The following is a 24,551-nucleotide window of genomic DNA, read 5'->3' on the forward strand; positions in this document are numbered from 1 at the left end:
TGGCAACCTTGCGCCCGAGGTCAAACTGTCGATGAAGGGGGCCGGGAGGCCTGGGCTCCCCGGTAATTCTCACAAATCTATTCGGCCGCGACGCCCATGCGCATGCGTTCCATCTCGATCAGCGCGCGGCGGTATTCGACCGGCATGATCTTGCGGAATTTCGGCCGGAACGTCGCCCAGTCGTCGAGGATCTCGCGGCCGCGCACCGACCCAGTATAGTGCACATGGTTCGAGATCAGCTGGTAGAGACGTTCCTCGTCATGGCTGGTCATGTCGCCGGACACGTCGACGCGACCCTTGTGGTCGAGGTCGCCGCCATGGTGCAGCAGCCTTTCCATCAGGTCGTCTTCTTCCGGCACCGGCTCCAGTTCGACCATGGCCATGTTGCAGCGCTCGGCGAAATCGCCGGCTTCGTCCAACACATAGGCGACGCCTCCCGACATGCCGGCGGCGAAGTTGCGGCCGGTCTTGCCGATGACGACGACGACACCGCCGGTCATGTATTCGCAGCCATGGTCGCCGACGCCTTCGACGACGGCGGCGACGCCCGAATTGCGCACCGCGAAACGCTCTCCGGCGACACCTGCGAAATAGGCTTCACCCTCGGTCGCGCCATAGAGCACCGTGTTGCCGACGATGATGGACTCGGCCGCCACGATCCTGGCTTCTTCCGGCGGCCGGATGACGATGCGCCCGCCCGACAGGCCCTTGCCGACATAGTCGTTGCCGGCGCCGACGAGTTCGAACGAGACGCCGCGCGCCAGGAAGGCGCCGAAGGACTGGCCGGCTGTGCCGGTCAGCTTCACCTGGATCGTGTCTTCGCGCAGCCCCTTGTGCTTGAAACGCTTGGCGACTTCACCCGACAGCATGGCGCCGGTAGAACGGTCGACATTGCGGATATCGACCTCGATCTTGACCGGTTGCTTGGCCTCCAGTGCCGGCTTGGCCAGCTCGATCAGCTTGCGGTCGAGGACGTCGTCGATCGGGTGCTTCTGCCGCTCGGTCCAGTGCACCGCTTCGTGCGGCGCATCGGGCTTGTAGAACATCTTCGAGAAGTCGAGGCCGCGCGCCTTCCAGTGCTGGATCACGTCGCGCTTTTCCAGAAGATCGCTGTCGCCGATGATCTGGTCGATATGGCTGTAGCCCATCTCGGCCAGCAGCGCCCTTACCTCTTCCGCCACGTAGAAGAAGAAGTTGATGACATGCTCGGGCGTGCCCTTGAAGCGCTTGCGCAGCACCGGGTCCTGGGTGGCGACACCAACCGGACAGGTGTTCAGGTGGCACTTGCGCATCATGATGCAGCCGGCCGCGATCAGCGGCGCGGTCGAGAAGCCGAACTCGTCGGCGCCGAGCAGCGCGCCGATGATGACGTCGCGCCCGGTGCGCAAGCCGCCGTCGACCTGCAGCGCGACGCGCGAACGCAGGCCGTTCAGTACCAGCGTCTGATGCGTCTCGGCCAGGCCCATTTCCCACGGGCTGCCGGCATGCTTGAGCGAGGTCAGCGGCGAGGCACCCGTGCCGCCATCATAGCCCGAGATGGTGATGTGGTCGGCGCGCGCCTTGGCGACGCCGGCCGCGACCGTGCCGACACCGACTTCCGACACCAGCTTGACCGACACGTCGGCCGCCGGGTTGACGTTCTTCAGATCGTAGATCAGCTGAGCCAGATCCTCGATCGAATAGATGTCGTGATGCGGCGGCGGCGAGATCAGGCCGACGCCCGGCGTCGAATGCCGGACCTTGGCGATGGTCGCGTCGACCTTGTGGCCGGGCAGCTGGCCGCCCTCGCCGGGCTTGGCGCCCTGCGCCACCTTGATCTGCATGACATCGGAATTGACCAGATATTCGGCCGTCACGCCGAACCGTCCCGAGGCGACCTGCTTGATCGCCGAGCGTTCCGGGTTCTTGCCGCCACCGGGCAGCGGCAAATAGCGGTCGGCCTCTTCGCCGCCCTCGCCGGTGTTCGACTTGCCGCCGATCTGGTTCATGGCGCGCGCCAGCGTGGTGTGCGCTTCCCTGGAGATCGAACCGAACGACATCGCCCCGGTCGAGAAGCGCTTGACGATCTCGGCCGCCGGCATGACGTCGTCGAGCGCGACCTTCTTGCGGCCGGTCTCTTCCGCCAGCCTGATCTTGAACAGGCCACGTATGGTCTGCGCGCGGGCGGTCTCGCTGTCGATCTGCGCGGAATACTCCTTGAATGTCTCCCACGAGGCCTGGCGCACGGCGTGCTGCAAGGTGGCGACCGCGTCGGGCGACCACATATGCGCCTCGCCGCGCATGCGGAAGAGATATTCGCCGCCGACTTCGAGGCTGTTGCGCAGCACCGGATCGTTACCGAAACCGTCCGTGTGGCGGCTGACGGTTTCGCCCGCGACCTCATCCAGCCCGACGCCTTCGATCAGCGTCGCCGTGCCGGTGAAATACTTCTCGACGAAATCGGACTTCAGCCCGATGGCGTCGAAGATCTGCGCGCCGCAATAGGACTGGTAGGTCGAGATGCCCATCTTGGACATCACCTTGAGGATGCCCTTGCCGATCGACTTGATGTAGCGCGACACGACCTCGTAGGCGTCGACCTCTTCCGGCAGCTCGCCGCGCTTGTGCATGTCGAGCAACGTATCGAAGGCGAGATAGGGATTGATCGCTTCGGCGCCGTAGCCGGCAAGGCAGCAGAAATGGTGCACTTCGCGCGGCTCGCCGGATTCGACGACCAGGCCGACGGAAGTACGCAGCCCCTTGCGGATCAGGTGATGGTGCACCGCCGCCGTCGCCAGCAGCGCCGGGATGGCGATACGGTCCGGGCCGAGCTGGCGGTCGGACAGGATGATGATGTTGTAGCCGCCGGCGACCGCCGCCTCGGCGCGTTCGCACAGGCGGTCGATGGCGCCCTGCATGCCGGCAGCGCCCTCATTCGAGCCATAGGTGATGTCGATGGTCTTGGTGTCGAAACGGTCCTCGGTGTGGCCGATGGAACGGATCTTCTCCAGATCGCCATTGGTCAGGATGGGCTGGCGCACTTCGAGCCGCTTGCGACGCGAAGTGCCGACCAGGTCGAAGATGTTCGGCCGCGGCCCGATGAAGGATACCAGGCTCATCACCAGCTCCTCGCGGATCGGGTCGATCGGCGGGTTGGTGACCTGGGCGAAATTCTGCTTGAAATAGGTGTAGAGCAGCTTCGACTTGTCCGACATCGCCGAGATCGGCGTGTCGGTGCCCATCGAACCAACGGCCTCCTGGCCGGTGGTCGCCATTGGCGACATCAACAGCTTGGTGTCTTCCTGGGTGTAGCCGAACGCCTGCTGGCGATCGAGCAGGCTGACGTCCTTGCGCAGCGCGCGCGGTTCGACCGGCTTCAGGTCTTCCAGGATGAGCTGCGTGTTGGCGAGCCAGGTCTTGTAAGGATGCCTGGTGGCGATCTCCGACTTGATCTCCTCGTCGGGCACGATGCGGCCCTTGGCAAGGTCGATCAACAGCATGCGGCCGGGCTGCAGCCGCCACTTCTGGACGATCTTCTCCTCCGGCACAGGCAGCACGCCGGCTTCGGAAGCCATGATGACGCGGTCGTCGTCGGTGACGATGTAGCGTGCAGGGCGCAGGCCGTTGCGGTCGAGGGTGGCGCCGATCTGGCGGCCATCGGTGAAGGCGACCGCCGCCGGCCCGTCCCACGGCTCCATCAGGGCGGCATGGTATTCGTAGAAAGCCTTGCGATCGGCATCCATGAGCTTGTTGCCGGCCCAGGCTTCCGGGATCAGCATCATCATGGCGTGGCTGAGGCTGTAGCCGCCCTGGAACAGGAATTCGAGTGCATTGTCGAAGCACGCCGTGTCGGACTGGCCGTCATAGGAGATCGGCCACAGCTTCGAGATGTTGTTGCCGAACAGCTCGGAATCGACCGAGGCCTGGCGCGCCGCCATCCAGTTGTTGTTGCCGCGCACCGTGTTGATCTCGCCATTGTGCGCGACCATGCGGTAGGGATGCGCCAGCTTCCATGACGGGAAGGTGTTGGTCGAGAAACGCTGGTGGACGAGGATCAGCGCGGTCTCGAAGCGCGGGTCCTTGAGATCCTTGTAATAGGCGCCGACCTGATAGGCCAGGAACATGCCCTTGTAGACGATGGTGCGCGCCGACAGCGACACGCAATAGGCGCCGATGTCCTTGTTGTCGTTCTCGGCATAGATGCGGCCCGAAATGACCTTGCGCAGCAGATAGAGCCGGGCCTCGTATTCCTCGTCATCCGGAATATCGGCCGTGCGGCCTATGAAGACCTGGCGATGGAACGGCTCGGACGCGACGATATCGGGCGCCTTCGACAGTGACGAATTGTCGACGGGCACGTCGCGGAAGCCGATGAGCGGCAGCCCTTCGGACTGCGCCGATTCGGCGATGATGTCCTCGATATGGGCGCGCAGCGCCGCTTCCTGCGGCATGAACCAGTGTCCGACGCCGTACTGGCCCGCCGGCGGCAGTTCGATGCCCTGGGCCGCCATCTCCTCGCGGAAGAACTGGTCGGGAAGCTGCACCAGCACGCCGGCCCCGTCGCCGACCAGCGGGTCGGCGCCGACGGCGCCGCGATGCGTCAGGTTTTCGAGCACGGCAAGCCCGTCCTTGACGATCTGATGCGACTTCACGCCCTTCATGTTGACGATGAAACCGACGCCGCAGGCGTCATGCTCGTTGCGCGGATCGTAGAGGCCCCGAGGGGCAAAACCGGTTCGACCGATGTCGGTTCGAGAGGTATTTTTGACGGCAGCCGCTTTCGTCTGCGCGGCCTGGCCGTTCGTCGCAGAGAGCGTCATGTCCGTCATTGTCCTGTCCTCCGTTCCAGCCCTTCAGGCGCTGGTTTGCCTCGGCAAGCGCTTGGCTCACCCTGATCCTTGCGGCACGTCTTGCGAAATCCTTGCCGAACCAGGCGGCTTTCCGCATGGTTCGCGTCTGGTATCGTACAGGCCAGAGTCTGGCCGTCCACCTGTCGCTCGCAGCAACAGCCGGAGAGGCCAATATGTTACGCCAATCCAGCCTGTTTTGTGCGACAAAATAAGACAGCACTACTGTCCTAAATTTTTATGGCAGAATTCCCCGGCGCACACAAGACCGATTCACAAAAAACTTGCGCCTTCCGCGACATAAAATTACGTGAAATTCAGGAAAAACGTAAGCTTCAGTCGCCGATCCCTGCCGTGTCGGCTTGGCTGGCTTTAACGGTTTTCCGGCACTTGGCCCTTGCGGTTGGCGCGTGGAACCGTTCAACTCCGCGCTGATTTTCCCAAAACCTCGATCTTCCCCAGACATAGGCAGATGCATGTTCTTCGCTTCCGACAATTGGGCAGGCGCCCATCCCAATATCGTTGCCGGCCTGTCGGTCGCGGCCGGCGGCTTTGCCACCGCCTATGGCGACGGCGCGCTCGACCAGGCGGTCTACCAGCGCTTCAACGAGATTTTCGAACGCGAGGTCGCGGTGTTCTTCGTGGCGACCGGCACCGCCGCCAATTCACTGTCGCTGACCGCCTACAACAAACCCGGCGGCATTTCGTTCTGCCACCGCGAATCGCACGTCATCGAAGACGAGTGCGGCGCGCCGGAATATTTTTCCGGCGGCTCGCGGCTGCATGCCGTCGACGGCGCGCTGGGCAGGATCGACGCGCGCAATCTGGAAAGGGCGATCGGCCGTTTCGCCGGCGAGGTGGTACATTGGGGCCGCCCGATGGCGGTTTCGATCACCCAGTCGACCGAGGTCGGCACCGTCTACGGCCTGAATGAGATCGAGACGATTTCGGCCATCGCAAAACGGCACTCCATGCCGCTGCACATGGATGGCGCCCGCTTTGCCAATGCGCTGGTCGCGCTCGACACGACGCCGGCCGAAATGACCTGGAAGCGCGGTGTCGACATCCTGTCCTTCGGCGGCACCAAGAATGGTTGCTGGTGCGCCGAGGCGATCGTGCTGTTCGACCTCGACCGCGCCAAGGAATTGGCCTTTCTGCGCAAGCGCGCCGCCCAGCTGTTTTCGAAGTCGCGCTTCGTCGCGGCGCAGTTCGAAGCCTATTTCAAGGACGGCCTGTGGCTCGACACGGCGCGCCACGCCAACGCCATGGCCGCCCGCCTCGCGGCGGCCATCGAGGATTCGGCCCACGCGAAGCTGGCCTGGCTGCCGCAAGCCAACGAGGTGTTCGCCGTGATCAAGAAGACCGAGGCCGAGAGACTGCAGGCAGCGGGCGCCGCCTTCTATGATTGGCACAAGCCGCATGGCTTTGACGGCCATATCGGCGAGGAGGAACTGCTCTACCGCTTCGTCACCAGCTTCGCGACGTCAGCCGAGGAGGTCGACCGCTTTGGCCAATTGATCGCCGGATAATCGGTCCCCGAACAACAAAAAGCGGCGCCTTTCGGCGCCGCTTCCGTCTCGGGAGGAGACACTTCTATTCCTGGGCTACATTACGCAGCGTTCTTGGCCTCGATCTGCTTGGCCTTGGCCGGAGCCGAGGTGATCGCGATCTTGCGCGGCTTCAGTTCCTCGGGAATGTTGCGCTTGAGGTCGACGAAGAGCAGGCCGTTCTTCAGCGTGGCGCCGACGACTTCAACGTGGTCGGCAAGCTGGAAGCGGCGCTCGAAGGCCCTGGAGGCAATGCCGCGATAGAGCAATTCGGCGCCTTCACCGTTACCCTCGTCCTTGCGCTCACCCTTCACAGTCAGGACGTTGCGGTGAGCTTCGATCGAGATTTCCTCGTCCGAGAAGCCGGCAACCGCCATGGAGATCCGGTAGGAATCCTCACCGGTGCGCTCGATATTGTAGGGCGGATAGGTCTGCGCGCCATCGGGCTGCGCAAGCGAATCCAGCATGGTGAAGAGACGGTCGAAGCCGACGGTCGAACGGTAAAGCGGGGAAAAATCAACGTGACGCATGATGTGTTCTCCTGTTGAGCAACATGGTTTGCGTATGGCCAGTGCGAAACCCGTAAGCGGCGTTTCGGCAGGACCAGCGGCCCCGACATTGGCGACCGCACTTAACATTTGGGGAGCGCTCGAATGCATTTCAAGATTTCCCCGGCGACAAAAACTGAATGGCCTACCCGTTGATGAACGGCAGATGAACCGGCGCTTCGGCGCCTGTTCAGACAGCCGCCGCTAGAGTGAGGTCAAGATCAAGGATTGGCGGCGCCGGATTTTACAGGGATGCCGCAACGAGGCCGAACCGGGTGTTAACGTCCCTTCCTCCCGGATCGACAGAGGCCGGAAGCACGCCCTCGGGGCTGCTTCCGGCCTTCCCATTGCGATCCCGGCACAACCCGGATTTGCTTTGCTTTTAATGCATTGGCGTCTATCACCTTGACGAGGCCAGCCGCGACAGGCTGGCACCTGAAGACGCCGAGCACAAAGCGCCGCATGACGGACCTTCTCCACGACACGCCGCTTTTCCACGAAACCGAGGGCAATCCGCGACCGGAAAACGCCACCGGTGGCGTTTTCATCACGCGCGACCGCAAGAAGATCCGCTATGGCCTGTTCCCGGCGGCCGCGCGCCCGATTCGGGGCACCGTGGTGCTGCTGTCCGGCCGCAACGAGTGCATCGAGAAATATTTCGAAACCATCCGCGACCTTGCCGCCCGCGGCTTTGGCGTCGCCACGCTCGATTGGCGTGGCCAGGGCGATTCCGACCGGCTGATCCGCGATCGCCAGCGTGGCTATGTCCGCTCCTTCCGCGACTACACGGCCGACCTGGAGCAGTTTTTCGAGGAGATCGTGCTGCCCGATTGCCGCGGGCCGTATTACATCCTCGCCCATTCAGCCGGGGCCGTGATCGCGCTGCTTGCCGCGCCGTCCATGGTGAACCGCGTGCGCCGCATGGTGCTGATCGCACCGTTCCTGACCCTGCCCGACCTGCCGGTCTCGATCACGACGGTCCGCCGTATCTGTTCGGTTTTCTGCGCTTTGGGGCTGGGCCGGCTCTATGCCGCCTGGGGTCCACGGCCCAGACATACGCTGCCTTTCCTAGCCAACAAGGTAACGTCGGATCCGCGGCGCTACCGCCGCAACACGCGCATCTACGAAGAGTATCCGCGAATGGCGCTTGGCGGTCCGACGATCCGCTGGCTGCAGGCGGCGGCGAAGGCGTCGGAAGCCATCAGCGACCCCGACTTCATGGCCCGGATTCAGGTGCCTCTGCTGATCATCGCCGCCGGCGCCGACCAGGTCGTGTCGACCAGGGCGGTGGAAGCCTACGCCAGAAGCCTGAGGCTCGGCTCGCTGCTGATGATCGACGGCTCCAAGCACGAAATCCTGCAGGAGGTCGATCTTTACCGCGAACAATTCCTTGCCGCCTTCGACGCCTTCATCCCCGGCTCGGACGATCCGACGGCCTGACCGGCACCGCGGTTCTTTCACAGGCCGGCATAGCTGACACACCGTTGTCAGGATGATCGGCCAGCTGCTCCCCGTGGCGCGCAAACCGCTAAAGATTCTGACAGCCACCCTCGCATCGAAATGCTCATCTCAGCGCGTCGAATTGAACGCCATGGAGATGAGATCATGACCGAGAAAACCTGCGCCGCCTGCGATTGCCAGCTGGATGCCAACCCGATCCGCGTCAAGGTCGGCGGCAAGACCGTCGAGGTCTGCTGCGAGGATTGCGCCACGGCGCTGAACGAAACCGGTGCCTCGGCGGCCGGCGTCAGCGAGGATTGAGCCATGCGCACCGATCACGCAGCGGCACAACCCCTGGCTGGCCAGCCGCCAGCCCATACCGAAACCAGCCTGCAGGCCTTGCACGCCCAATGCATCGCGGCGGCGAGATGGATCGCCAGCCAGATGGAGAAGCGCCGAAGCCGGCTTGCCTTGCTGGAAATGACCGACGAACAGCTCAAGGACATCGGTCTGTCACGCGGCGAAGCCTATTCGGAATTCAGGCGTCGCTCGTGGGACTGAGAAGCGTCCGTCGAGAAGTCTCCTGACAGGATTGGGCAGGCCGTTTGGATAGAGTGCCCATCGCAATGCCGGAGACCTTTCCGGCGCGAGGGGAAAACGCAACGCCATGCCGCAATTCACGGTTCAGCTCCTTCTGGACACCGGTACCGTCAGGGTGCGGGATGTCGTCTGCAGCGGCGAATGCAGTCACAGGAGCGATGAGGAGTGCGCGTCTGCCACGCATCTGGTGTTCCCCTATCGCGGCGTCTTCGTGCGCCATGTCGGCCGCAACGATGCGGTCGCGGAAGCCAATCAGCTTCTGTTCTTCAATGAGGCCGAGGCTTACCAGGTCAGCCATCCCATCGAGGGCGGTGACGCCTGCCTCGACCTCGTCATCGAGGAAGGCCAATTGCGGGAACTGGCGCCGAAGGAGCAGTTGCGCGCCAGTGGCGTCCTGGCGTTTCGCCGCCAGCGCCGGCGAATCGATCCGCGCGCGCAGGCCTTGGTGGCGCTGCTGCGCCACGGCCTGAGCCGCAATGTCGCCGAAACGCTGGAGGCCGAGACGCTGGCGCTAACGCTGGTGCGGCGTTCGCTCGGCGAGCGCACCTCGCATGTCGCGGGCGCCAGCCCCGGACGGCAAAAATTGGTCGACCGCGCCAAGCTGGTGCTGGCGTCGGATCTGTCGCGGCGCTGGACGCTGGCCGAGATTGCAGCCGAGGTCGGCGTCTCGCCGGTCTATCTGACGCAAATATTCCAGCAGGTCGAAGCGATGCCGCTCTATCGCTATCACCTGCGCCTGCGGCTGGCGCGCGCGCTCGACCTGCTCGGCGGCTACGACAACCTGACCACGCTCGGCATGGACCTCGGCTTTTCCAGCCACAGCCATTTCAGCGCGTCGTTCAGACAGGTCTACGGACGCACGCCGGCGGAATTCCAGCGCTCGATCAGATCGCGCTGAACTGCTTCAAAGAAAGTCCGGAGATATCAGCCGCGCAGGGCAACCATGGCGGCCGCGTGAAGCTCCGGCGTCGCCGCCGCCAGCACATCGCCGCCCTTTTCCGCCGGTCCGCCATCGAAGGTGGTGACGACGCCGCCCGCCTTCTCGATGATCGGGATCAGCGCCACGATGTCGTAGGGTTTCAGGCCGGGATCGGCGACGATGTCGACGCTCCCCGAGGCGATCATGGCGAAGGCATAGCAATCGACGCCGTAGCGGGCGAGTTGGACCTGTTTCTCGAACGTGTCATAGCGCGTGCGCGCCTCGCCCTGGAACAGCGCGGGCGTGGTGGTGAACAGCGTCGCCTCATCGAGCCTTGTCGTCTTGCGGGTCGAAAGCTTGCGCGGACCGCCCGGCCCCTCATAGTGCGAGCCCGAGGCGTTGGCGTAGAACAGCTCGCCGGTGAAAGGCTGCGCCATCATGCCGGCGACTGCGTCGCCGTCGACCGTCAGTCCGACCAGTGTCCCCCACACTGGCAGGCCGGAGATGAAGGCGCGCGTGCCGTCGATCGGGTCGATCACCCAGACATGCCGGCTGGAGGTGTTTTCGCTGCCATGCTCCTCGCCGAGAATGCCATGGTCGGGATACTGCGCCGATATCAGTGCGCGGATGGCGCGTTCGGTCTCGCGGTCGGCTTCCGTGACCGGGTCGAAACTGCCCTTTTCCTTGTTGGCGACGGCACCCTGGGCGCGAAAGCGCGGCAAGGTCTCGGCCGCCGCCGCCTGCGCGATGCGGCGCATGAAATCGATGCTGATGTCCAATTGATTCTCCCGCATTGCCGAGTGCCCAATCGGGCTCTGCCGACACTTTCCCGCCAAAACAAGCCTGTTTATCGATTTATTCGCAGCGACACTTGTTGCCTAAAAGCCACATCTGCGTCATCGAAACGCAATTTCCACATCATTCTGAATTAAAAAAGCCTGAACATCGCTTGACATTTGTGCACCGCACAATACCCTCAATATCGGACAGGGTTTCCTGTCCATGCCCTCCTTGGGCGTTTCCTCCCTAGACTTCGACCGTGTCGTGCAAACGATGCGGTCTTTTTTTACATCTGCGCCTCGGGCTGGCTGTTTCACTCCGCGGCCAGCGGCAGGTCGATGAAGTGATGGTCGGGCATCGCCATCAGATCCGCTGAAAATCGCGTCAGATCGTCGGCCAGCGCGTCGAAGCCAGCGACTTTCTCGAACGTCCGCTCATTCATGTAGAGCCCGCGATTGACCTCGATCTGCAGGGCATGCAGATGGCGCGCCGGACGGCCATAATGTTCCGTGATGAAGCCGCCGGCATACGGCTTGTTGTGGGCGACCGTATAGCCCATCGCGGTCAAGAGGCCGATCGCCGTCTCGGTCAGCGCGGCGGTGGCCGAGATGCCGAAACGGTCGCCGATGATGAAGTCCGGCCGCAGGCCGTTGTCGCCGACGCGGATGCTTGCCGGCATCGAATGGCAGTCGATCAGCACCGCAAAGCCGAAGCGGGCATGGGTTCTGGTCAAAAGCCGCTTCAGCGTTTCATGATAGGGCTTGTAGACGGCCTCGATGCGGGCGACGGCTTCGGCGAGCGGCAGGCGACCGGAATAGATGTCGAGCCCTTCACCCACCAGTTTGGGCACGGTGCCAAGTCCACCGGCCACCCGCGCCGAACGGATGTTGCAGAAGGACGGCACCGGCTCGGCGAACATGCGCGGGTCGAGTTCCCACGGCTCGCGGTTGACGTCGAGATAGGCACGCGGGAAATTCGCCGCCAGCATCGGCGCGCCAAGCGCCACGGCGCCGCCGAACAATTCATCGACGTAGCAATCTTCCGAGCGGCGGATGGCGTTGCGGTCGAGCCTCGCCATGGCGAGGAAGCGTTCCGGATAGTAGCGGCCGCTATGCGGTGAGTTGAACAGGAAGGGGACGCGCTGCTCGACGCCCGATCGGATTTCGAAGGGTTGAACGACCGAAAAATCCTCGGCTGCCGTCTTCAATTTGCACGAACCCGAAAACACCGATGCATCATCGTATGAAAGTGCCACCTTGCCGCCCGCATGTCCAGCATTTCGCCGTCCGCATCGCTCTGCCGAATGCGGATAACGCTTCGCCGTATTCACTTGATGTTTACTGTCACCGCCTCATATACAGGATGGTTAACGGGCTGCCTGGGCGGCAGTCTCGGGCGGGTGATTCGGACGGGATATCATGGCACGCATTCTTCTGGCGGAAGACGACGACGATATGCGCCGTTTCCTCGTCAAGGCGCTGGAACGCGCCGGCTACCAGGTCAGCGATTTCGACAATGGCGCCAGCGCCTATGAGCGGCTGCGCGAGGAGCCGTTCTCGCTGCTGTTGACCGACATCGTCATGCCGGAGATGGACGGCATCGAACTGGCGCGTCGTGCCACCGAGATCGATCCCGACCTCAAGGTCATGTTCATCACCGGTTTCGCCGCCGTTGCGCTGAACCCGGATTCCAAGGCGCCGAAAGACGCCAAGGTGCTGTCGAAGCCCTTCCACCTGCGCGATCTCGTCAACGAGGTCGAGAAGATGCTGCAGGCGGCCTGAGCGGCCTTCAGCTGAGGCATCGGCACTTGTTTGCCGGTGCGGCGAGACGACGCCTTCTTTCCTTTTTCTCGCTATTGACGCGCCGGACCAAAAATGGTGTATGCGCGACGTCGGATGGGCGTGTAGCTCAGCGGGAGAGCACTGCATTGACATTGCAGGGGTCACAGGTTCAATCCCTGTCACGCCCACCATCCTTTCAACCACCTAGCTGACACCCTCCTCCGTTTGGCGCACAAACGGATGATGTTTGCTTTTTAGGGGAAAAGCAAAATCCGCCGCCGGGTGGACGACGCATCTTGGCCCATGGGCCGATTTGTCGAGCATCTTGGCCGACATGCCGCGTGAGCTACCGTTTTTATTTGGGGTAAACTGAGGGGCCTAGCAGCACAGCGTCAACTTTCTCTGTCGATAAGAAATTCCTGTTACGCAAGTACCAGAAAATGCGCGTCGCCTCTGAATGGATTCTGTCGGCCATTCGCTTGTTTACATGGGGTCTGGGAGCAAGTTGGATCAAGCTCAAAGGTCCCTCGATGCCAACGACGGCCGCTTGGGCGCAGAGAGCCGGCATCAATTGGTAGATCGTGTTGCGCGCGGCCGTCATCTGATTTGGGCTGAAAAGGGCGACGTCGACTGCTGCCCTAAAGCGCTCCGTGTTTCTGAGCAGGCCATAGGCGGCACTTTTGGAAATCACGTAGCCGCACGAACCCAAGTGTTGCCCGAGAAGCCGCCTTGCCGAGTATCCGTTTTTGACGGGGATGTGCCGGCTCCCGAGTCTTACTCGGCTGAGGAATGTTTCCAGCTTGATGATATCGGCATCTGGCGGGACCCAGGAGTCATCAGCCAAAACGCCGCCAGCGTCCTGGCTGAAAACAACATCGTCCTCGAATACCGCGCCATACTTGTCGGGACCATCCGCGATGGTTTTCCAGCAGCGGCGGTGACTGAGAAAGCAACAGATTTCCATTTCGGTCAGCGGCGGCGCGGTAAACGGAACTCCGTTCATTGCGTCGATACCGGCGACGCGCTCGAAATCAATCCCAATACGAGAAAACTGAGCTGTAGCCGAGGCCAGCCGATCAACTGATCGGTCAAGATTAATCACCAAACATTTCACTGCCGCCCCCGCAACCTACAAATAAACTATTAGCTATATTGGTGCCGCTTCAGCGTCAATATTGGACATCGAACCAACTCGTCCTGCCGCTGGCGGAATGCGCCCCCCTGACCCATTCGCCGGATGGTTGGCTCCCGACCTGGCCCGGCAGCGATGCCGAAGCCGCGAAAACCTTTGGATCGGTGAAGGATGGCCTGAACCTCGGCACGCCTGATGGCGGTCGCGTCCCGGGAGAAATTGGTTCAAAAGAAAATTCGGACGCCTGCGCGAACCATCTTCAGATGCCTGCGACGGCACACAGGTTCTTCATCCGCGATACGGCAAGGTCAGGGTCGGCCAGCAGGCCTGCCCGGTCGGCAAGGCGAAAGATCTCGGCATAATGGCGGATACCGCGCGCCGACTGCATGCCGCCGACCATGGTGAAATGATCCTGGTGGCCGTTCAGCCAGGCCATGAAGACGATGCCGGCCTTGTAATATTCGGTCGGCGCCTCGAAGATTTTTCGCGATAGCGGCACCGTCGGCGCCATCAGCGCGTCATAGCCGGCGCGGTCGCCCTCGGCGAGCCTTGCCAGCGCGGCGTTGGCGACAGGCGCGATGGCGTCGAAAATGCCAAGCAGCGCGTGCGAATGCCTGTTGCCGTCGCCGGCGATCAGTTCGGGGTAGTTGAAGTCGTCGCCGGTGAACATCACGACGCCCTCCGGCAGCCGGTTGCGCAGCGCGACCTCCTTGCCGGCATCGAGCAGCGATATCTTTATGCCTTCGATCTTGTCTGCGTGGCGTTCGATGATGGCGACCACCGTATCGAGCGCGGTCTCGAAATCGCCGCTGCCCCAATAGCCCTTCAAGGCCGGGTCGAACATGTCCCCCAGCCAGTGCAGGATGACCTTGCCGGAGGCCTGGCTCAAGATGCGGTCATAGACGCGCGCATAATCGTCCGGCCCCTTCGCGACGGCCGCCAAGGCACGGCTGGCCATCATGATCGCCTTGCCGCCCTGCCCTTCGATGAAAGCGAATTGCTCGTCATAGGCGGCGATCACATCGTCGAGCGTCCTGGCAGCGGTCGGCGCCAGTTGGTCGGTTCCAGCACCCGAGGCAAGATCGGCGCCTTCGACAGTGCACGCCTCGGCGATCGAGCGGCGGATCAATTCCTTCGCATTGGCCCAGTCGAAACCCATGCCGCGCTGCGACGTATCCATTGCCTCCGCAATGCGGAAGCCGAGCCGCCACAAATGATGGCGGAATGCCATCGTCCTGTCCCAGTCGACCGCGGGCCGCGACCATGGATCGGTCATTTCAAGGGGGTCGGCAACGACATGCGCGGCGGCATAGGCGGTGCGCGAAAACCGCGCGCCGATCGCCGGCCGCGCCGGCCGTCCGACAAGCGCGTAACGGGCGCCGCGGCCACCTTCACCAGGCAAGACAATATCCATCGACCTCTCCCTTCGCTGCGCCTATTAACTGGAACGTTCCAATAAATCAAGAACCTTTAAGATTCGGAGCGAGTTTGGCGGCAAATGCTGCGTTGCAACACGGAAGGCCTTACCAGCCGTGCCATTTGAGTACGCACAATCAGTTTTTGCGGCTGAGAAAAATTCGCGATTGACTCAAGATTGAACCAGTGATTAGAACGTTCCAATAGATTTGAATGAGAAGACTGGGAGGACGCATCGAGATGGCCAGCCGGGCCAAGGCCACGATATTCGACATTGCCCGCGAGGCGGGCGTGTCCAAATCGACGGTATCGCTCGTGCTCCAGGGCAGCGGGCTGATCCGGCCTGAAACCGCGGTCAAGGTGCGCAAGGCGATCGAGGATGTCGGCTACGTCTACAACCGCGGCGCCGCCAATCTGCGCAAGGCCCATTCCAACGTCATCGGCATGGTCATCAACGACCTCACCAACCCGTTCTTTGCCGAGCTGGCGGTCGGCATGGAACGCGTCTTCCAGTCGGCCGGCATCGTGCCCTTCATCGCCAACACGGCGGAGAATCCGGTGCGCCAGGAAGAGGTGCTGAAGTCGCTGATGGAACAGGGCGTCGCCGGTCTCATCGTGTCACCGGCGCGCGGCACCACGCCAGGCGCTTTCCGGCGGCTGGAATTGGCGGGCGTGCCGGTGGTCTTCGCCATGCGCCGCCTGCCTGAAAGCCGCATCCCTGTGATCGCGCCCGACAATCATCGCGGCGCCTATCTTGCCGCGGCCCATCTGATCGCCAAAGGGCATCGCCGGCTCGCCTTCTTCGGCGGTTCCTCGGATCTGGTGGTTTATCAGGAACGGCTGGGCGGCTTTCGCGAGGCCTGCGAGACGCTGGGCATCTCCCCCCGCGACGTGCTGGTCGTCGAGGGCGAAACCAACCGCAGAGGCGGCCTCGCTTGCTTGGAAACCGCTCTTACAATGGCCGAGCCGCCGACCGCTGCCCTCTGCTTCAACGATGCAGTCGCCTTTGGCGTGATGCTGGCGTTGCGCAAGCGTCGGCTTGAGCCGGGACCGGATTTCGCCGTCGTCGGCTTCGACGACGTGGTCGAGGCCGAACATTACATGCCGGCGCTGACCAGCGTCGCGGTGGACACAGCCGGCCTCGGCGAGCGCGCCGCCCACGTCATGCTCAAGCTGATCCAGTCGCGCACCACGCGGGCCGAAGACCATATCGGCGCGGTCAATCTCGTGGTCAGGGAAAGCTGCGGTCCGGATCTCCGCACGCGAAACAGGCCTACGGGAACGGGAGGCGCCGCGTGAGTGTCAAATGGGGGCTGATCGGCGCCAGCACGATCGCCAGGCAATTCATGATCAATGCCATTCGCGCGCAAGAGGGCGGCGAGATCGCGGCGGTGATGAGTTCCAATCCGGAACGCGCCAGGTCCTATGCCAGGGAAAACGGCATTCCAGCCGCCGTGTCTACGCTGGATGCCTTGCTGAAGTCCGACATAGACGCCGTCTACATCTCGACCACCAACGAACTGCATCTCGAACAGGCGCTTGCCGCCATCGCGGCGGGCAAGCATGTGCTGTGCGAGAAGCCACTGGCACTGACCAGCGCCGACGCGCGCAAAATGGTCGCGGCGGCCAGGGCGGCCGGCATCGTGCTCGGCACCAACCATCATCTGCGCAACGCCGGCGCGCATCGCGCCATGCGTGACGCCGTCGCATCGGGGCGCATCGGCAAGCCGGTCGCCGCGCGCGTCTTCCATTCCGTCTATCTGCCGGAGAATCTGCAGGGCTGGCGCATCACCAAACCGGAAGCCGGCGGCGGCGTGGTGCTCGACATCACAGTCCACGATGCCGACACGCTACGCTTCGTGCTCGGCGACGATCCGGTAGAGGTCTCGGCCTTCACCCAATCTGCCGGCATGGCCGGCGGCGGACTGGAAGACGGTGCCATGTGCATCTGGCGCTTCAAGTCGGGCCTCATTGCCCAGTCGCATGAGGGTTTCACCACCAAATTCGCCGGCACCGGCTTCGAGGTGCATGGTTCGGAAGGCTCGCTGATCGCCAGCGATGTGATGACCCAGAAACCGGACGGCTCGGTGCTGTTGCGCACGGCCAAGGGTGAGGAGCAATTGAGCTTCGGCCGCGAGGACCTCTACGTCAGATCGGTGGGTCAGTTCCATGCCGCGATCCTCGGCGAGGGCCAGCCTGCCGCCACCGGCGAGGACGGCATCTGGTCGCTGGCATCAGCCGAGGCGGCGTTGCAGTCGGCCAGCTCCGGCAAGGCCGTCAAGATCGACCCGAAACTCGGGAGCATCAGGTGAGCAAGGTCGTTTCAGCGGCACATGCAGCCAGCCTGATCAAGGATGGCATGACGGTATCCGTGTCGTCGTCGAGCGGCCTTGGCTGTCCGGACGCGGTGCTGGCCGCCATCGGCGAGCGCTTCGATGGCGAAGGTCATCCCAAGAACATCACCACGCTGCACCCGATCGCCGCCGGCGACATGTACGGCATCAAGGGCATCGATCATCTGGCCAAGCCGGGTCTCTTGAAGCGCACGCTATGCGGTTCCTATCCGTCTGGCCCCTCCTCGTCCGAGCCGCCGCAGATCTGGAAGATGATCGGTGACAATTCGGTCGCCGCCTACAACGTGCCGTCCGGCATCCTGTTCGACATGCACCGCGAGGCCGCCGCCAAACGGCCGGGCGTGCTGACCAAGGTCGGTCTCGACACCTTTGCCGACCCGCGCCATCAGGGCTGCGCCATGAACGCCGCGGCCAGCGAGCCGATCGTGTCGGTACAGCAGTTCGACGGCGAGGAATGGCTCTATTTCCGCTCGATCGTGCCCAACATCTCGATCATCCGCGCCACCACGGCGGACGAGCGCGGCAACCTCACCTATGAGCATGAGGGCGCGTATCTCGGCGGCCTCGAACAGGCGCTCGCCGCCCGCAACAATGGCGGCATCGTCATCGCGCAGGTCAAACGCGTCGTCGAGAACGGCACGCTGAAGCCGCATGACGTGCGTGTGCCGGGCGTGCTGGTCGACCATATCGTGGTGGCGCCCGACCAGTTGCAGACGACGCTGACACCTTACGATCCGGCGATTTCGGGCGAGATCTTCCGGCCGCTGTCGACCTTCCGCAACGCCGAGATGAACGTGCAGAAGGTGATCGCGCGCCGTGTCGCCATGGAATTGCGCGACGGCATGGCCGTCAACATAGGCTTCGGCATCTCGGCCAATGTGCCGCGCATCCTTCTGGAAGAAGGCCAGCACGGCAAGGTCACCTGGGTGATCGAGCAGGGCGCGGTCGGCGGGGTGCCGCTGCTCGACTTCAAGTTCGGCTGCGCCTCCAACGCCGAGGCGATCATGCCCTCGCCGCACCAGTTCATCTATTTCCAGGCCGGTGGTTTCGACGCCTCGCTGCTATCTTTCCTGCAAATCGACCGCCACGGCTCGGTCAACGTGTCGAAACTGTCGGCGCGGCCGCACGTCACCGCCGGCGCCGGCGGCTTTGTCGACATTACCGCGCGGGCGAAGAAGATCGTCTTCTCCGGCTTCTTCAATGCCGGCGCCAGGCTTTCGCTGGCCGATTGCGGCATCCGCATCGACCAGGAAGGCAAGGTCAAGAAGGTGGTCAAAGAGGTCGAGCACATCTCGTTTTCCGGCAAGCGCGCCGTCGCCCAAGGCCAGGACATCACCTATGTCACAGAGCGCTGCGTGATGAAGCTGACGCCCGACGGCCTGATGGTCACCGAGCTGGCGCCCGGCATCGACCTCGAGCGCGATGTCCTGGCGCAGGCCGAGATGCCGCTTGGTGTCGCCAACGACCTCAAGGTGACGCCGGCGGCGCTCTACCAGGACCGGCCGATCGGCCTGTCGCTCAATGACGGCGCCTCGCTCGGAGGCGCGCATGGCTGAGCGCCTCGTTACCTTCGAAAAGGACGGCGCCATCGGCATCGTCACGCTGCGCCGCCCTGAAAAGTTCAACGCGCTGGACATTCCGATGCTGCGCGCTCTCGAAGCCGCGCTCGACGAAGCGGAGCTGGCCGAAGGCGTGCGCGTCGTGCTCTTGCGCGGCGAAGGCAAGGGCTTTTGCGCCGGCGGCGATGTCGAGGCCTGGGGCGCGATGAGTGCTGCCGATTTCCAGGTGCAATGGGTGCGCTACGGCCACCGCGTCTTCGACCGGCTGGCGCGGCTGCGGCAACCGACCATCGCCGTGCTGTCCGGCCATGCGCTGGGCGGCGGGCTGGAACTGGCGGTCGCCTGCGATTTCCGGGTCGCCGAGACGCATGTGAAATTGGGCTTCCCCGAAACCTCGATCGGCGTCGTGCCCGGCTGGTCCGGTACGCAGCGCGCCGTGCGCCGCTTCGGCGCGCAGACGGTGCGGCGCATGGCCTTGGGTGGTGACATACTTCTCGCTCCCGAAGCGCAGGCCCTTGGCGTGGTGGACCGGGTGACCGAAACCGGCAAGGCGTTCGACGAGGCCAAGAGCTGGGGTGAAAAGATCGCCGAACGCGGCCCGCTGGCGACGGAAGCGGCCAAGCTGATGATCGCGGTGGCCGAAGGCGAGGAAAGTGCGGCCGCTGCCGAAGCGTTGGCCAGCGGCTTTATCGCGCTCACCGGCGACCTCAAGGCTGGCGTCGACGCCTTCAAAACCAAGCAGAAGCCAGCATTTTCAAGACGCTAGAGAAAACGCTCTGATGAACGCACCCCTCAACATCGCCATGCCCGCCGAGGCCTCAGCCGGGCCGAAAAATTACCGGCTGCTGATCGACGGCAAGCACGTCGATGCTCGCGACGGCCGCACGCTGGAACGCAAGAGTCCCGGCCACGGCTTCACCGTTTCGCGCTATGCACAGGCCGGCCAAGCCGAGGTGGAAGCGGCGGTGCAGGCCGCGCACAAGGCGTTCGAGACCGGCCCATGGCCACGCATGAAGGCCGGCGAGCGCGCAGCGATCCTGTTCAGGACGGCCGACCTGATCGAGGCGCGGCTGGAAGACATCGCCCGGCTCGACGCGCTGGAATCCGGCAAGCCGATCGCCCAGGCGCGCGGCGAGATCGGCGGCGCCGTCGACATCTGGCGCTATGCCGCCTCGCTCGCCCGCACGCTGCATGGCGAGAGCTACGCCAATCTCGGCGATGCCATGCTGGGCGTGGTCGTGCGCGAGCCGATCGGCGTCGTGTCGATCATCACGCCGTGGAATTTCCCGTTCCTCATCGTCAGCCAGAAACTGCCTTTCGCGCTCGCCGCCGGCTGCACGGCGGTGGTCAAGCCGAGCGAAATGACCTCGGCCTCGACCTTCGTGCTGGGCGACATCCTGCTCGAAGCAGGCCTGCCCGCCGGCGTCGTCAACATCCTGGCCGGTCTGGGCGCCGATGTCGGCGCGCCGATGGTCAGCCACCCCCTGATCGAGATGGTGTCGTTCACCGGCTCGACCCGCGTCGGCAAGATGACCATGGCGTCCGCCGCGCAGTCGCTGAAGAAGGTCTCGATGGAACTTGGCGGCAAGAACGGCCAGATCGTCTTTCCCGATGCCGACCTCGAGGCCGCCGCCGACGCGGCGGTGTTCGGCGGCTTCTTCAATGCCGGCGAATGCTGCAATGCCGGCAGCCGGTTGATCGTGCACGAGGCGATCGCCGACGATTTTCTCAGCGCCGTCAAGGCGCTCACCGCCAGGGTGAAGGTCGGCGACCCGCTCGACGAGCAAACCAAGGTCGGCGCGATGATCTCGTCCGACCATCTGGCCAAGGTGACGGATTACGTTGCGGCAGCGGCAGGCGAAGGCAGCAATGTCTTCAGCGGCGGCAAGCAGCTGGCCTCCAATGCCGGCCAATATCTCGACCCCACCATCATGCGTGGCGTCACCGAGGACATGGCCATTGCGCGGGAGGAAGTGTTCGGACCGGTGCTCTCAGTGCTCACTTTTGAATCGATTGAAAAGGCGTTGCACATCGCCAACAACACACCCTATGGTCTGTCTGCAGGCGTGTGGAGCGCCAGCATCGACACGTGCATGTCGGTGGCGCGTAGGGTGCGTTCGGGGACGGTTTGGGTGAACACATTCATGGAAGGTTATCCCGAGCTGCCTTTCGGGGGCTACAAGCAGTCCGGTCTCGGACGCGAACTCGGCAAACGCGCCGTCGAGGACTATACCGAGGAAAAGACAATCCAGTTTCATCGCGGCCAGCGCACCGGATGGTGGGTCGGCTGAGTTGGGAAGAACCCGGTGGGCTTCCACCGGTCGTGTAATGCAACAAGGGAGGAAGTACATGTTGCGCAAACTGCTTATCGGAACGGCTCTTGCGACGAGCTTTGCCTTCTCGGCGCACGCCGCGGACGTCAAGGAAGTGCAGATGCTGCATTGGTGGACGTCGGGCGGCGAAGCGGCTGCCCTCAACGTGCTGAAGGGCGACCTGGCCAAGGAAGGCTATGCCTGGAAGGACGTTCCTGTCGCCGGCGGCGGCGGTGATGCTGCCATGACCGCCCTGAAGGCGATGGTCGCGGCCGGCAACTATCCAACCGCCTCGCAGATGCTCGGCTACACCGTGCTCGATTATGCCGCGGCCGGCGTCATGGGCGACCTGACCGAGACGGCGAAGAAGGAAGGCTGGGACAAGTCGGTTCCGGCCGCCCTGCAGAAGTTCTCGGTCTATGAAGGCAAGTGGGTCGCGGCTCCGGTCAACGTCCACTCGGTCAACTGGCTGTGGATCAACAAGGCCGTCATGGACAAGATCGGCGGCACCGAGCCGAAGACCTTCGACGACTTCGTCGCCCTGCTCGACAAGGCCAAGGCCGCGGGTGTGATCCCGCTCGCTCTCGGCGGCCAGAACTGGCAGGAAGCCACCATGTTCGACTCGGTCGTGCTGTCGACCGGCGGACCCGAGTTCTACAAGAAGGCCTTCAACGACCTCGACGACGCTTCGCTCAAGTCCGACACGATGAAGAAGTCGTTCGACAACCTCGCCAAGCTCGTCACCTATGTCGACCCGAACTTCTCGGGCCGCGACTGGAACCTTGCCACCGCCATGGTCATCAAGGGCGATGCCCTGGTGCAGGTCATGGGCGACTGGGCCAAGGGTGAGTTCCACGCCGCCAAGAAGACCCCGGGCACCGACTTCCTGTGCTACCGCTTCCCGGGCACCGACGGCTCGGTGATCTACAACTCCGACATGTTCGGCATGTTCAACGTTCCGGACGACCGCAAGGCCGCCCAGGTCGCGCTCGCCACCGCCACCCTGTCGAAGAGCTTCCAGTCGGCCTTCAACGTCGTCAAGGGTTCGGTTCCGGCCCGCACCGACGTTCCGGACACCGACTTCGATGCTTGCGGCAAGAAGGGCATCGCCGACCTGAAGGCGGCCAATGACGGCGGCACGCTGTTCGGCTCGCTGGCCCAGGGCTACGGCGCCCCGCCGGCTGTCGCCAATGCCTACAAGGACGTGGTCTCGAAGTTCGTCCATGGTCAGATCAAGACCTCGGACGAGGCCGTGACCGAACTGGTCAAGGCGATCGACGACGCCAAGTAAGCGCAACGCTCGAAATCACCTTCCCCGCTTTGGCGGGGAAGGTTTTATCCCAGGATTGGCCGGCTCGACACCATGCCGACCCAAGACCCGTATACACGGGGCCGCCTTGCCGCCTGACGGCGGAGCACGGACGACCCGAAACGGGAGGAGCTCATGAGCACAGTAGCAACAAGCCAGATCAAGCTGACGCCGGAGCGGTCACGCACCTCTGTGCGCTCGCGCCTGCAGGACGCCTTGCCGAAGATCGTTCTGGCGCCGAGCTTCGCCATTACCATCGTCTTCGTCTACGGCTTCATCCTGTGGACGATCTATCTGTCCTTCACCAATTCCAAGACCTTCCCGTCCTACGTCATCACAGGTTCGCGCGCCTATCAGCGGCTGTGGGGCTGGACCTTCGACACCGACCCGCCATCGAGCTGGTACACGTCGATAACCAATATGGGCATTTTCGGCTTTCTCTACATCCTGATCTGCCTGGCGCTTGGCCTGTTCCTGGCCATCCTGCTCGACCAGAAGATCCGCGGCGAAGGCGTGTTGCGGCCGATCTACCTCTATCCGATGGCGCTGTCCTTCATCGTTACCGGCGTCGCCTGGAAATGGTTCCTTGATCCCGGTCTCGGCCTCGAACAGACGCTGCATCAATGGGGCTGGACGAGCTTCCATTTCGACTGGATCAAGAACAAGGATTTCGTCATCTACACCGTGGTCATCGCCGGCGTCTGGCAGGCCTCCGGGTTCATCATGGCGATGTTCCTGGCCGGCCTGCGCGGCATTGACGGCGAGATCATGAAGGCAGCGCAGATCGACGGCGCCACAACCTTCCAGCTCTACCGCCGCATCGTCATCCCGCTGCTGCGGCCAATCTTCCTGTCGGCCTTCATCGTGCTCGCCCACCTCGCCATCAAGTCATACGACCTTGTCGTGGCGCTGACCTCCGGCGGTCCTGGCGGCTCGGCCTGGCTGCCTTCGAATTTCATGTACGAATACACCTTCAAGCGCAACGAGATGGCTGTCGGATCGGCCAGTGCGGTGATCATGCTGATGACCATCGTCGCCATCATCGTGCCCTATCTCTATTCGGAACTCAGGGAGAAGCCGCGATGAGCGCTGTCGCCACCCCTGCCCGCCAGGCCTCCGGCGGCATCAACGCCAAGCTCGTCAACCGCATCGTCATCTACGGGCTTCTGGCGCTGTTCGCGCTGTTCTACCTGATGCCGCTCTTCGTCATGCTGGTCACCTCGTTCAAGACCATGGACGAGATCCAGAACGGCAACATGCTGGCGCTGCCCAAGGCGCCGACCTTCGACCCGTGGCTGAAGGCCTGGGGCGAGACCTGCGTCGGCCTCACCTGCGCCGGCATCAAGGGCTATTTCTGGAACTCCATCAAGATGGTGGTTCCGGCCGTGCTGATCTCGACCATGCTCGGCGCCCTCAACGGCTACGTGCTGACCAAATGGCGTTTTCGCGGCGCGACGCTGGTGTTCGGGCTGATGCTGTTCGCCTGCTTCATTCCGTTCCAGTCGGTGCTGCTGCCGATGGCGACGATCCTTGGCAGCGTCGGCCGCTTCGGCGTGACCTTGCAGAACTCCGTCGGAACCAGCTTCGGCCTCGGCAATTCGACGGTCAACCTCGTCTTCGTCCACGTCGTCTACGGCATCGGCTTCACCACGCTGTTCTTCCGCAACTATTACGAGGCCTTCCCGACCGAATTGATCAAGGCTGCACAGGTCGACGGCGCCTCCTTCTTCCAGATCTTCCGCCGCATCATGCTGCCGAACTCGATGCCGATCTTCGTCGTCACCGTCATCTACCAGTTCACCAACATCTGGAACGACTTCCTGTTCGCCTCGGCCTATGCCGGCACCGGCGACGCCATGCCGATGACCGTGGCGCTGAACAATGTCGTCAACACCTCGACCGGTGTCGTCGAATACAACGTCAACATGGCGGCCGCGATGATCGCCGCTCTGCCCACCCTGATCGTCTATGTCGTCGCCGGCCGCTATTTCGTGCGCGGGCTGATGGCGGGCGCGGTCAAAGGCTGAC

The 24,551-nt window shown here is 63.3% G+C and carries 20 protein-coding genes and 1 tRNA gene; 15 read left to right on the top strand and 6 right to left on the bottom strand.

The window, feature by feature from the left end; translation table 11 throughout:
* Window positions 1-77 precede the first annotated feature (77 nt).
* The gene (gene gltB, locus FJ546_RS15430; RefSeq protein ID WP_140890130.1) at window positions 78-4,808 is read right to left on the bottom strand and encodes a glutamate synthase large subunit; all 4,731 of its coding nucleotides are present in this window, start codon (window positions 4,806-4,808) and stop codon (window positions 78-80) included.
* Window positions 4,809-5,302: 494 nt separating this feature from the next.
* Here gltB and FJ546_RS15435 point away from each other — a divergent pair, with 494 nt between their 5' ends.
* On the top strand, window positions 5,303-6,355 hold the full coding sequence (locus FJ546_RS15435; protein ID WP_140890131.1) for a low specificity L-threonine aldolase: 1,053 nt from the start codon (window positions 5,303-5,305) through the stop codon (window positions 6,353-6,355).
* Between the two features lie 80 nt (window positions 6,356-6,435).
* Here the strand turns inward: FJ546_RS15435 and FJ546_RS15440 are convergent, their stop codons facing one another.
* Window positions 6,436-6,903 (bottom strand): Hsp20 family protein, encoded by a 468-nt coding sequence (locus FJ546_RS15440; RefSeq protein ID WP_140890132.1) that lies wholly within the window; start codon window positions 6,901-6,903, stop codon window positions 6,436-6,438.
* Between the two features lie 480 nt (window positions 6,904-7,383).
* Between FJ546_RS15440 and FJ546_RS15445 the strand changes: the two genes are divergently transcribed.
* The 4 genes from FJ546_RS15445 (at window position 7,384) to FJ546_RS15455 (ending at window position 9,859) form a co-directional block, all read left to right on the top strand.
* Complete coding sequence (locus tag FJ546_RS15445; RefSeq protein WP_140890133.1) at window positions 7,384-8,361, top strand: alpha/beta hydrolase; 978 nt, start codon at window positions 7,384-7,386, stop codon at window positions 8,359-8,361.
* Between the two features lie 165 nt (window positions 8,362-8,526).
* The gene (locus FJ546_RS31245) at window positions 8,527-8,682 is read left to right on the top strand and encodes a hypothetical protein (protein WP_181167950.1); all 156 of its coding nucleotides are present in this window, start codon (window positions 8,527-8,529) and stop codon (window positions 8,680-8,682) included.
* 3 nt (window positions 8,683-8,685) lie between these two features.
* Window positions 8,686-8,922, top strand: a complete 237-nt coding sequence (locus tag FJ546_RS15450; RefSeq protein ID WP_140890134.1) for a DUF1127 domain-containing protein — start codon at window positions 8,686-8,688, stop codon at window positions 8,920-8,922.
* 106 nt (window positions 8,923-9,028) lie between these two features.
* On the top strand, window positions 9,029-9,859 hold the full coding sequence (locus FJ546_RS15455; RefSeq protein WP_140890135.1) for an AraC family transcriptional regulator: 831 nt from the start codon (window positions 9,029-9,031) through the stop codon (window positions 9,857-9,859).
* A gap of 26 nt (window positions 9,860-9,885) precedes the next feature.
* On the opposite strand, the gene hisN is transcribed toward FJ546_RS15455, so the two are convergent.
* Window positions 9,886-10,659, bottom strand: a complete 774-nt coding sequence (hisN, locus tag FJ546_RS15460) for a histidinol-phosphatase (RefSeq protein WP_140890136.1) — start codon at window positions 10,657-10,659, stop codon at window positions 9,886-9,888.
* A 314-nt stretch (window positions 10,660-10,973) separates the two neighbouring features.
* Window positions 10,974-11,915: an N-formylglutamate amidohydrolase gene (locus FJ546_RS15465; protein ID WP_010911371.1), complete on the bottom strand. Its 942-nt coding sequence runs from the start codon at window positions 11,913-11,915 to the stop codon at window positions 10,974-10,976.
* Between the two features lie 163 nt (window positions 11,916-12,078).
* Here FJ546_RS15465 and FJ546_RS15470 point away from each other — a divergent pair, with 163 nt between their 5' ends.
* Window positions 12,079-12,441, top strand: a complete 363-nt coding sequence (locus tag FJ546_RS15470; protein WP_006199474.1) for a response regulator — start codon at window positions 12,079-12,081, stop codon at window positions 12,439-12,441.
* A gap of 116 nt (window positions 12,442-12,557) precedes the next feature.
* Window positions 12,558-12,632: transfer RNA gene (locus FJ546_RS15475), tRNA-Val, on the top strand.
* Between the two features lie 164 nt (window positions 12,633-12,796).
* On the opposite strand, the gene FJ546_RS15480 is transcribed toward FJ546_RS15475, so the two are convergent.
* On the bottom strand, window positions 12,797-13,543 hold the full coding sequence (locus tag FJ546_RS15480; protein ID WP_181167951.1) for a glycosyltransferase family 25 protein: 747 nt from the start codon (window positions 13,541-13,543) through the stop codon (window positions 12,797-12,799).
* A gap of 289 nt (window positions 13,544-13,832) precedes the next feature.
* A complete protein-coding gene (locus FJ546_RS15485; protein WP_140890138.1) occupies window positions 13,833-14,987 on the bottom strand; it encodes a dihydrodipicolinate synthase family protein in 1,155 nt (384 codons plus the stop codon).
* 242 nt (window positions 14,988-15,229) lie between these two features.
* On the opposite strand from FJ546_RS15485, the gene FJ546_RS15490 reads away from it, so the two are divergent.
* The 8 genes from FJ546_RS15490 (at window position 15,230) to FJ546_RS15525 (ending at window position 24,550) form a co-directional block, all read left to right on the top strand.
* On the top strand, window positions 15,230-16,288 hold the full coding sequence (locus FJ546_RS15490) for a LacI family DNA-binding transcriptional regulator (protein WP_140890139.1): 1,059 nt from the start codon (window positions 15,230-15,232) through the stop codon (window positions 16,286-16,288).
* Entirely contained in the window at window positions 16,285-17,301 is a 1,017-nt protein-coding gene (locus tag FJ546_RS15495; RefSeq protein WP_140890140.1) for a Gfo/Idh/MocA family oxidoreductase, read from the top strand. The genes FJ546_RS15490 and FJ546_RS15495 overlap by 4 nt, the downstream gene beginning before the upstream one ends.
* On the top strand, window positions 17,298-18,899 hold the full coding sequence (locus FJ546_RS15500; RefSeq protein WP_140890141.1) for an acyl CoA:acetate/3-ketoacid CoA transferase: 1,602 nt from the start codon (window positions 17,298-17,300) through the stop codon (window positions 18,897-18,899). The genes FJ546_RS15495 and FJ546_RS15500 overlap by 4 nt, the downstream gene beginning before the upstream one ends.
* Entirely contained in the window at window positions 18,892-19,668 is a 777-nt protein-coding gene (locus FJ546_RS15505; RefSeq protein WP_140890142.1) for an enoyl-CoA hydratase/isomerase family protein, read from the top strand. Before FJ546_RS15500 ends, FJ546_RS15505 begins: the two co-directional genes overlap by 8 nt.
* Window positions 19,669-19,681: 13 nt before the next feature.
* Window positions 19,682-21,193 carry an aldehyde dehydrogenase family protein gene (locus tag FJ546_RS15510; RefSeq protein WP_140890143.1) on the top strand — a complete coding sequence of 504 codons (1,512 nt, stop codon included), beginning with the start codon at window positions 19,682-19,684 and terminating at the stop codon, window positions 21,191-21,193.
* Between the two features lie 58 nt (window positions 21,194-21,251).
* On the top strand, window positions 21,252-22,505 hold the full coding sequence (locus FJ546_RS15515; protein ID WP_056577572.1) for an ABC transporter substrate-binding protein: 1,254 nt from the start codon (window positions 21,252-21,254) through the stop codon (window positions 22,503-22,505).
* A 153-nt stretch (window positions 22,506-22,658) separates the two neighbouring features.
* Window positions 22,659-23,609: a sugar ABC transporter permease gene (locus FJ546_RS15520; RefSeq protein ID WP_027047381.1), complete on the top strand. Its 951-nt coding sequence runs from the start codon at window positions 22,659-22,661 to the stop codon at window positions 23,607-23,609.
* On the top strand, window positions 23,606-24,550 hold the full coding sequence (locus FJ546_RS15525) for a carbohydrate ABC transporter permease (protein WP_140890144.1): 945 nt from the start codon (window positions 23,606-23,608) through the stop codon (window positions 24,548-24,550). Before FJ546_RS15520 ends, FJ546_RS15525 begins: the two co-directional genes overlap by 4 nt.
* The last annotated feature ends 1 nt before the right edge of the window (window position 24,551 follow it).

Source organism: Mesorhizobium sp. B2-4-19, from assembly GCF_006441315.1.
GTDB lineage: Bacteria > Pseudomonadota > Alphaproteobacteria > Rhizobiales > Rhizobiaceae > Mesorhizobium.

Excerpts from the sequence above, each read along its gene's own strand:
- gltB (WP_140890130.1), bottom strand. The coding sequence starts at position 4,808 with ATGACGGACATGACGCTCTCTGCGACGAACGGCCAGGCCGCGCAGACG.
- FJ546_RS15435 (WP_140890131.1), top strand. The coding sequence starts at position 5,303 with ATGTTCTTCGCTTCCGACAATTGGGCAGGCGCCCATCCCAATATCGTT.
- FJ546_RS15440 (WP_140890132.1), bottom strand. The coding sequence starts at position 6,903 with ATGCGTCACGTTGATTTTTCCCCGCTTTACCGTTCGACCGTCGGCTTC.
- FJ546_RS15445 (WP_140890133.1), top strand. The coding sequence starts at position 7,384 with ATGACGGACCTTCTCCACGACACGCCGCTTTTCCACGAAACCGAGGGC.
- FJ546_RS31245 (WP_181167950.1), top strand. The coding sequence starts at position 8,527 with ATGACCGAGAAAACCTGCGCCGCCTGCGATTGCCAGCTGGATGCCAAC.
- FJ546_RS15450 (WP_140890134.1), top strand. The coding sequence starts at position 8,686 with ATGCGCACCGATCACGCAGCGGCACAACCCCTGGCTGGCCAGCCGCCA.
- FJ546_RS15455 (WP_140890135.1), top strand. The coding sequence starts at position 9,029 with ATGCCGCAATTCACGGTTCAGCTCCTTCTGGACACCGGTACCGTCAGG.
- FJ546_RS15470 (WP_006199474.1), top strand. The coding sequence starts at position 12,079 with ATGGCACGCATTCTTCTGGCGGAAGACGACGACGATATGCGCCGTTTC.
- FJ546_RS15485 (WP_140890138.1), bottom strand. The coding sequence starts at position 14,987 with ATGGATATTGTCTTGCCTGGTGAAGGTGGCCGCGGCGCCCGTTACGCG.
- FJ546_RS15490 (WP_140890139.1), top strand. The coding sequence starts at position 15,230 with ATGGCCAGCCGGGCCAAGGCCACGATATTCGACATTGCCCGCGAGGCG.
- FJ546_RS15505 (WP_140890142.1), top strand. The coding sequence starts at position 18,892 with ATGGCTGAGCGCCTCGTTACCTTCGAAAAGGACGGCGCCATCGGCATC.
- FJ546_RS15510 (WP_140890143.1), top strand. The coding sequence starts at position 19,682 with ATGAACGCACCCCTCAACATCGCCATGCCCGCCGAGGCCTCAGCCGGG.
- FJ546_RS15515 (WP_056577572.1), top strand. The coding sequence starts at position 21,252 with ATGTTGCGCAAACTGCTTATCGGAACGGCTCTTGCGACGAGCTTTGCC.
- FJ546_RS15520 (WP_027047381.1), top strand. The coding sequence starts at position 22,659 with ATGAGCACAGTAGCAACAAGCCAGATCAAGCTGACGCCGGAGCGGTCA.
- FJ546_RS15525 (WP_140890144.1), top strand. The coding sequence starts at position 23,606 with ATGAGCGCTGTCGCCACCCCTGCCCGCCAGGCCTCCGGCGGCATCAAC.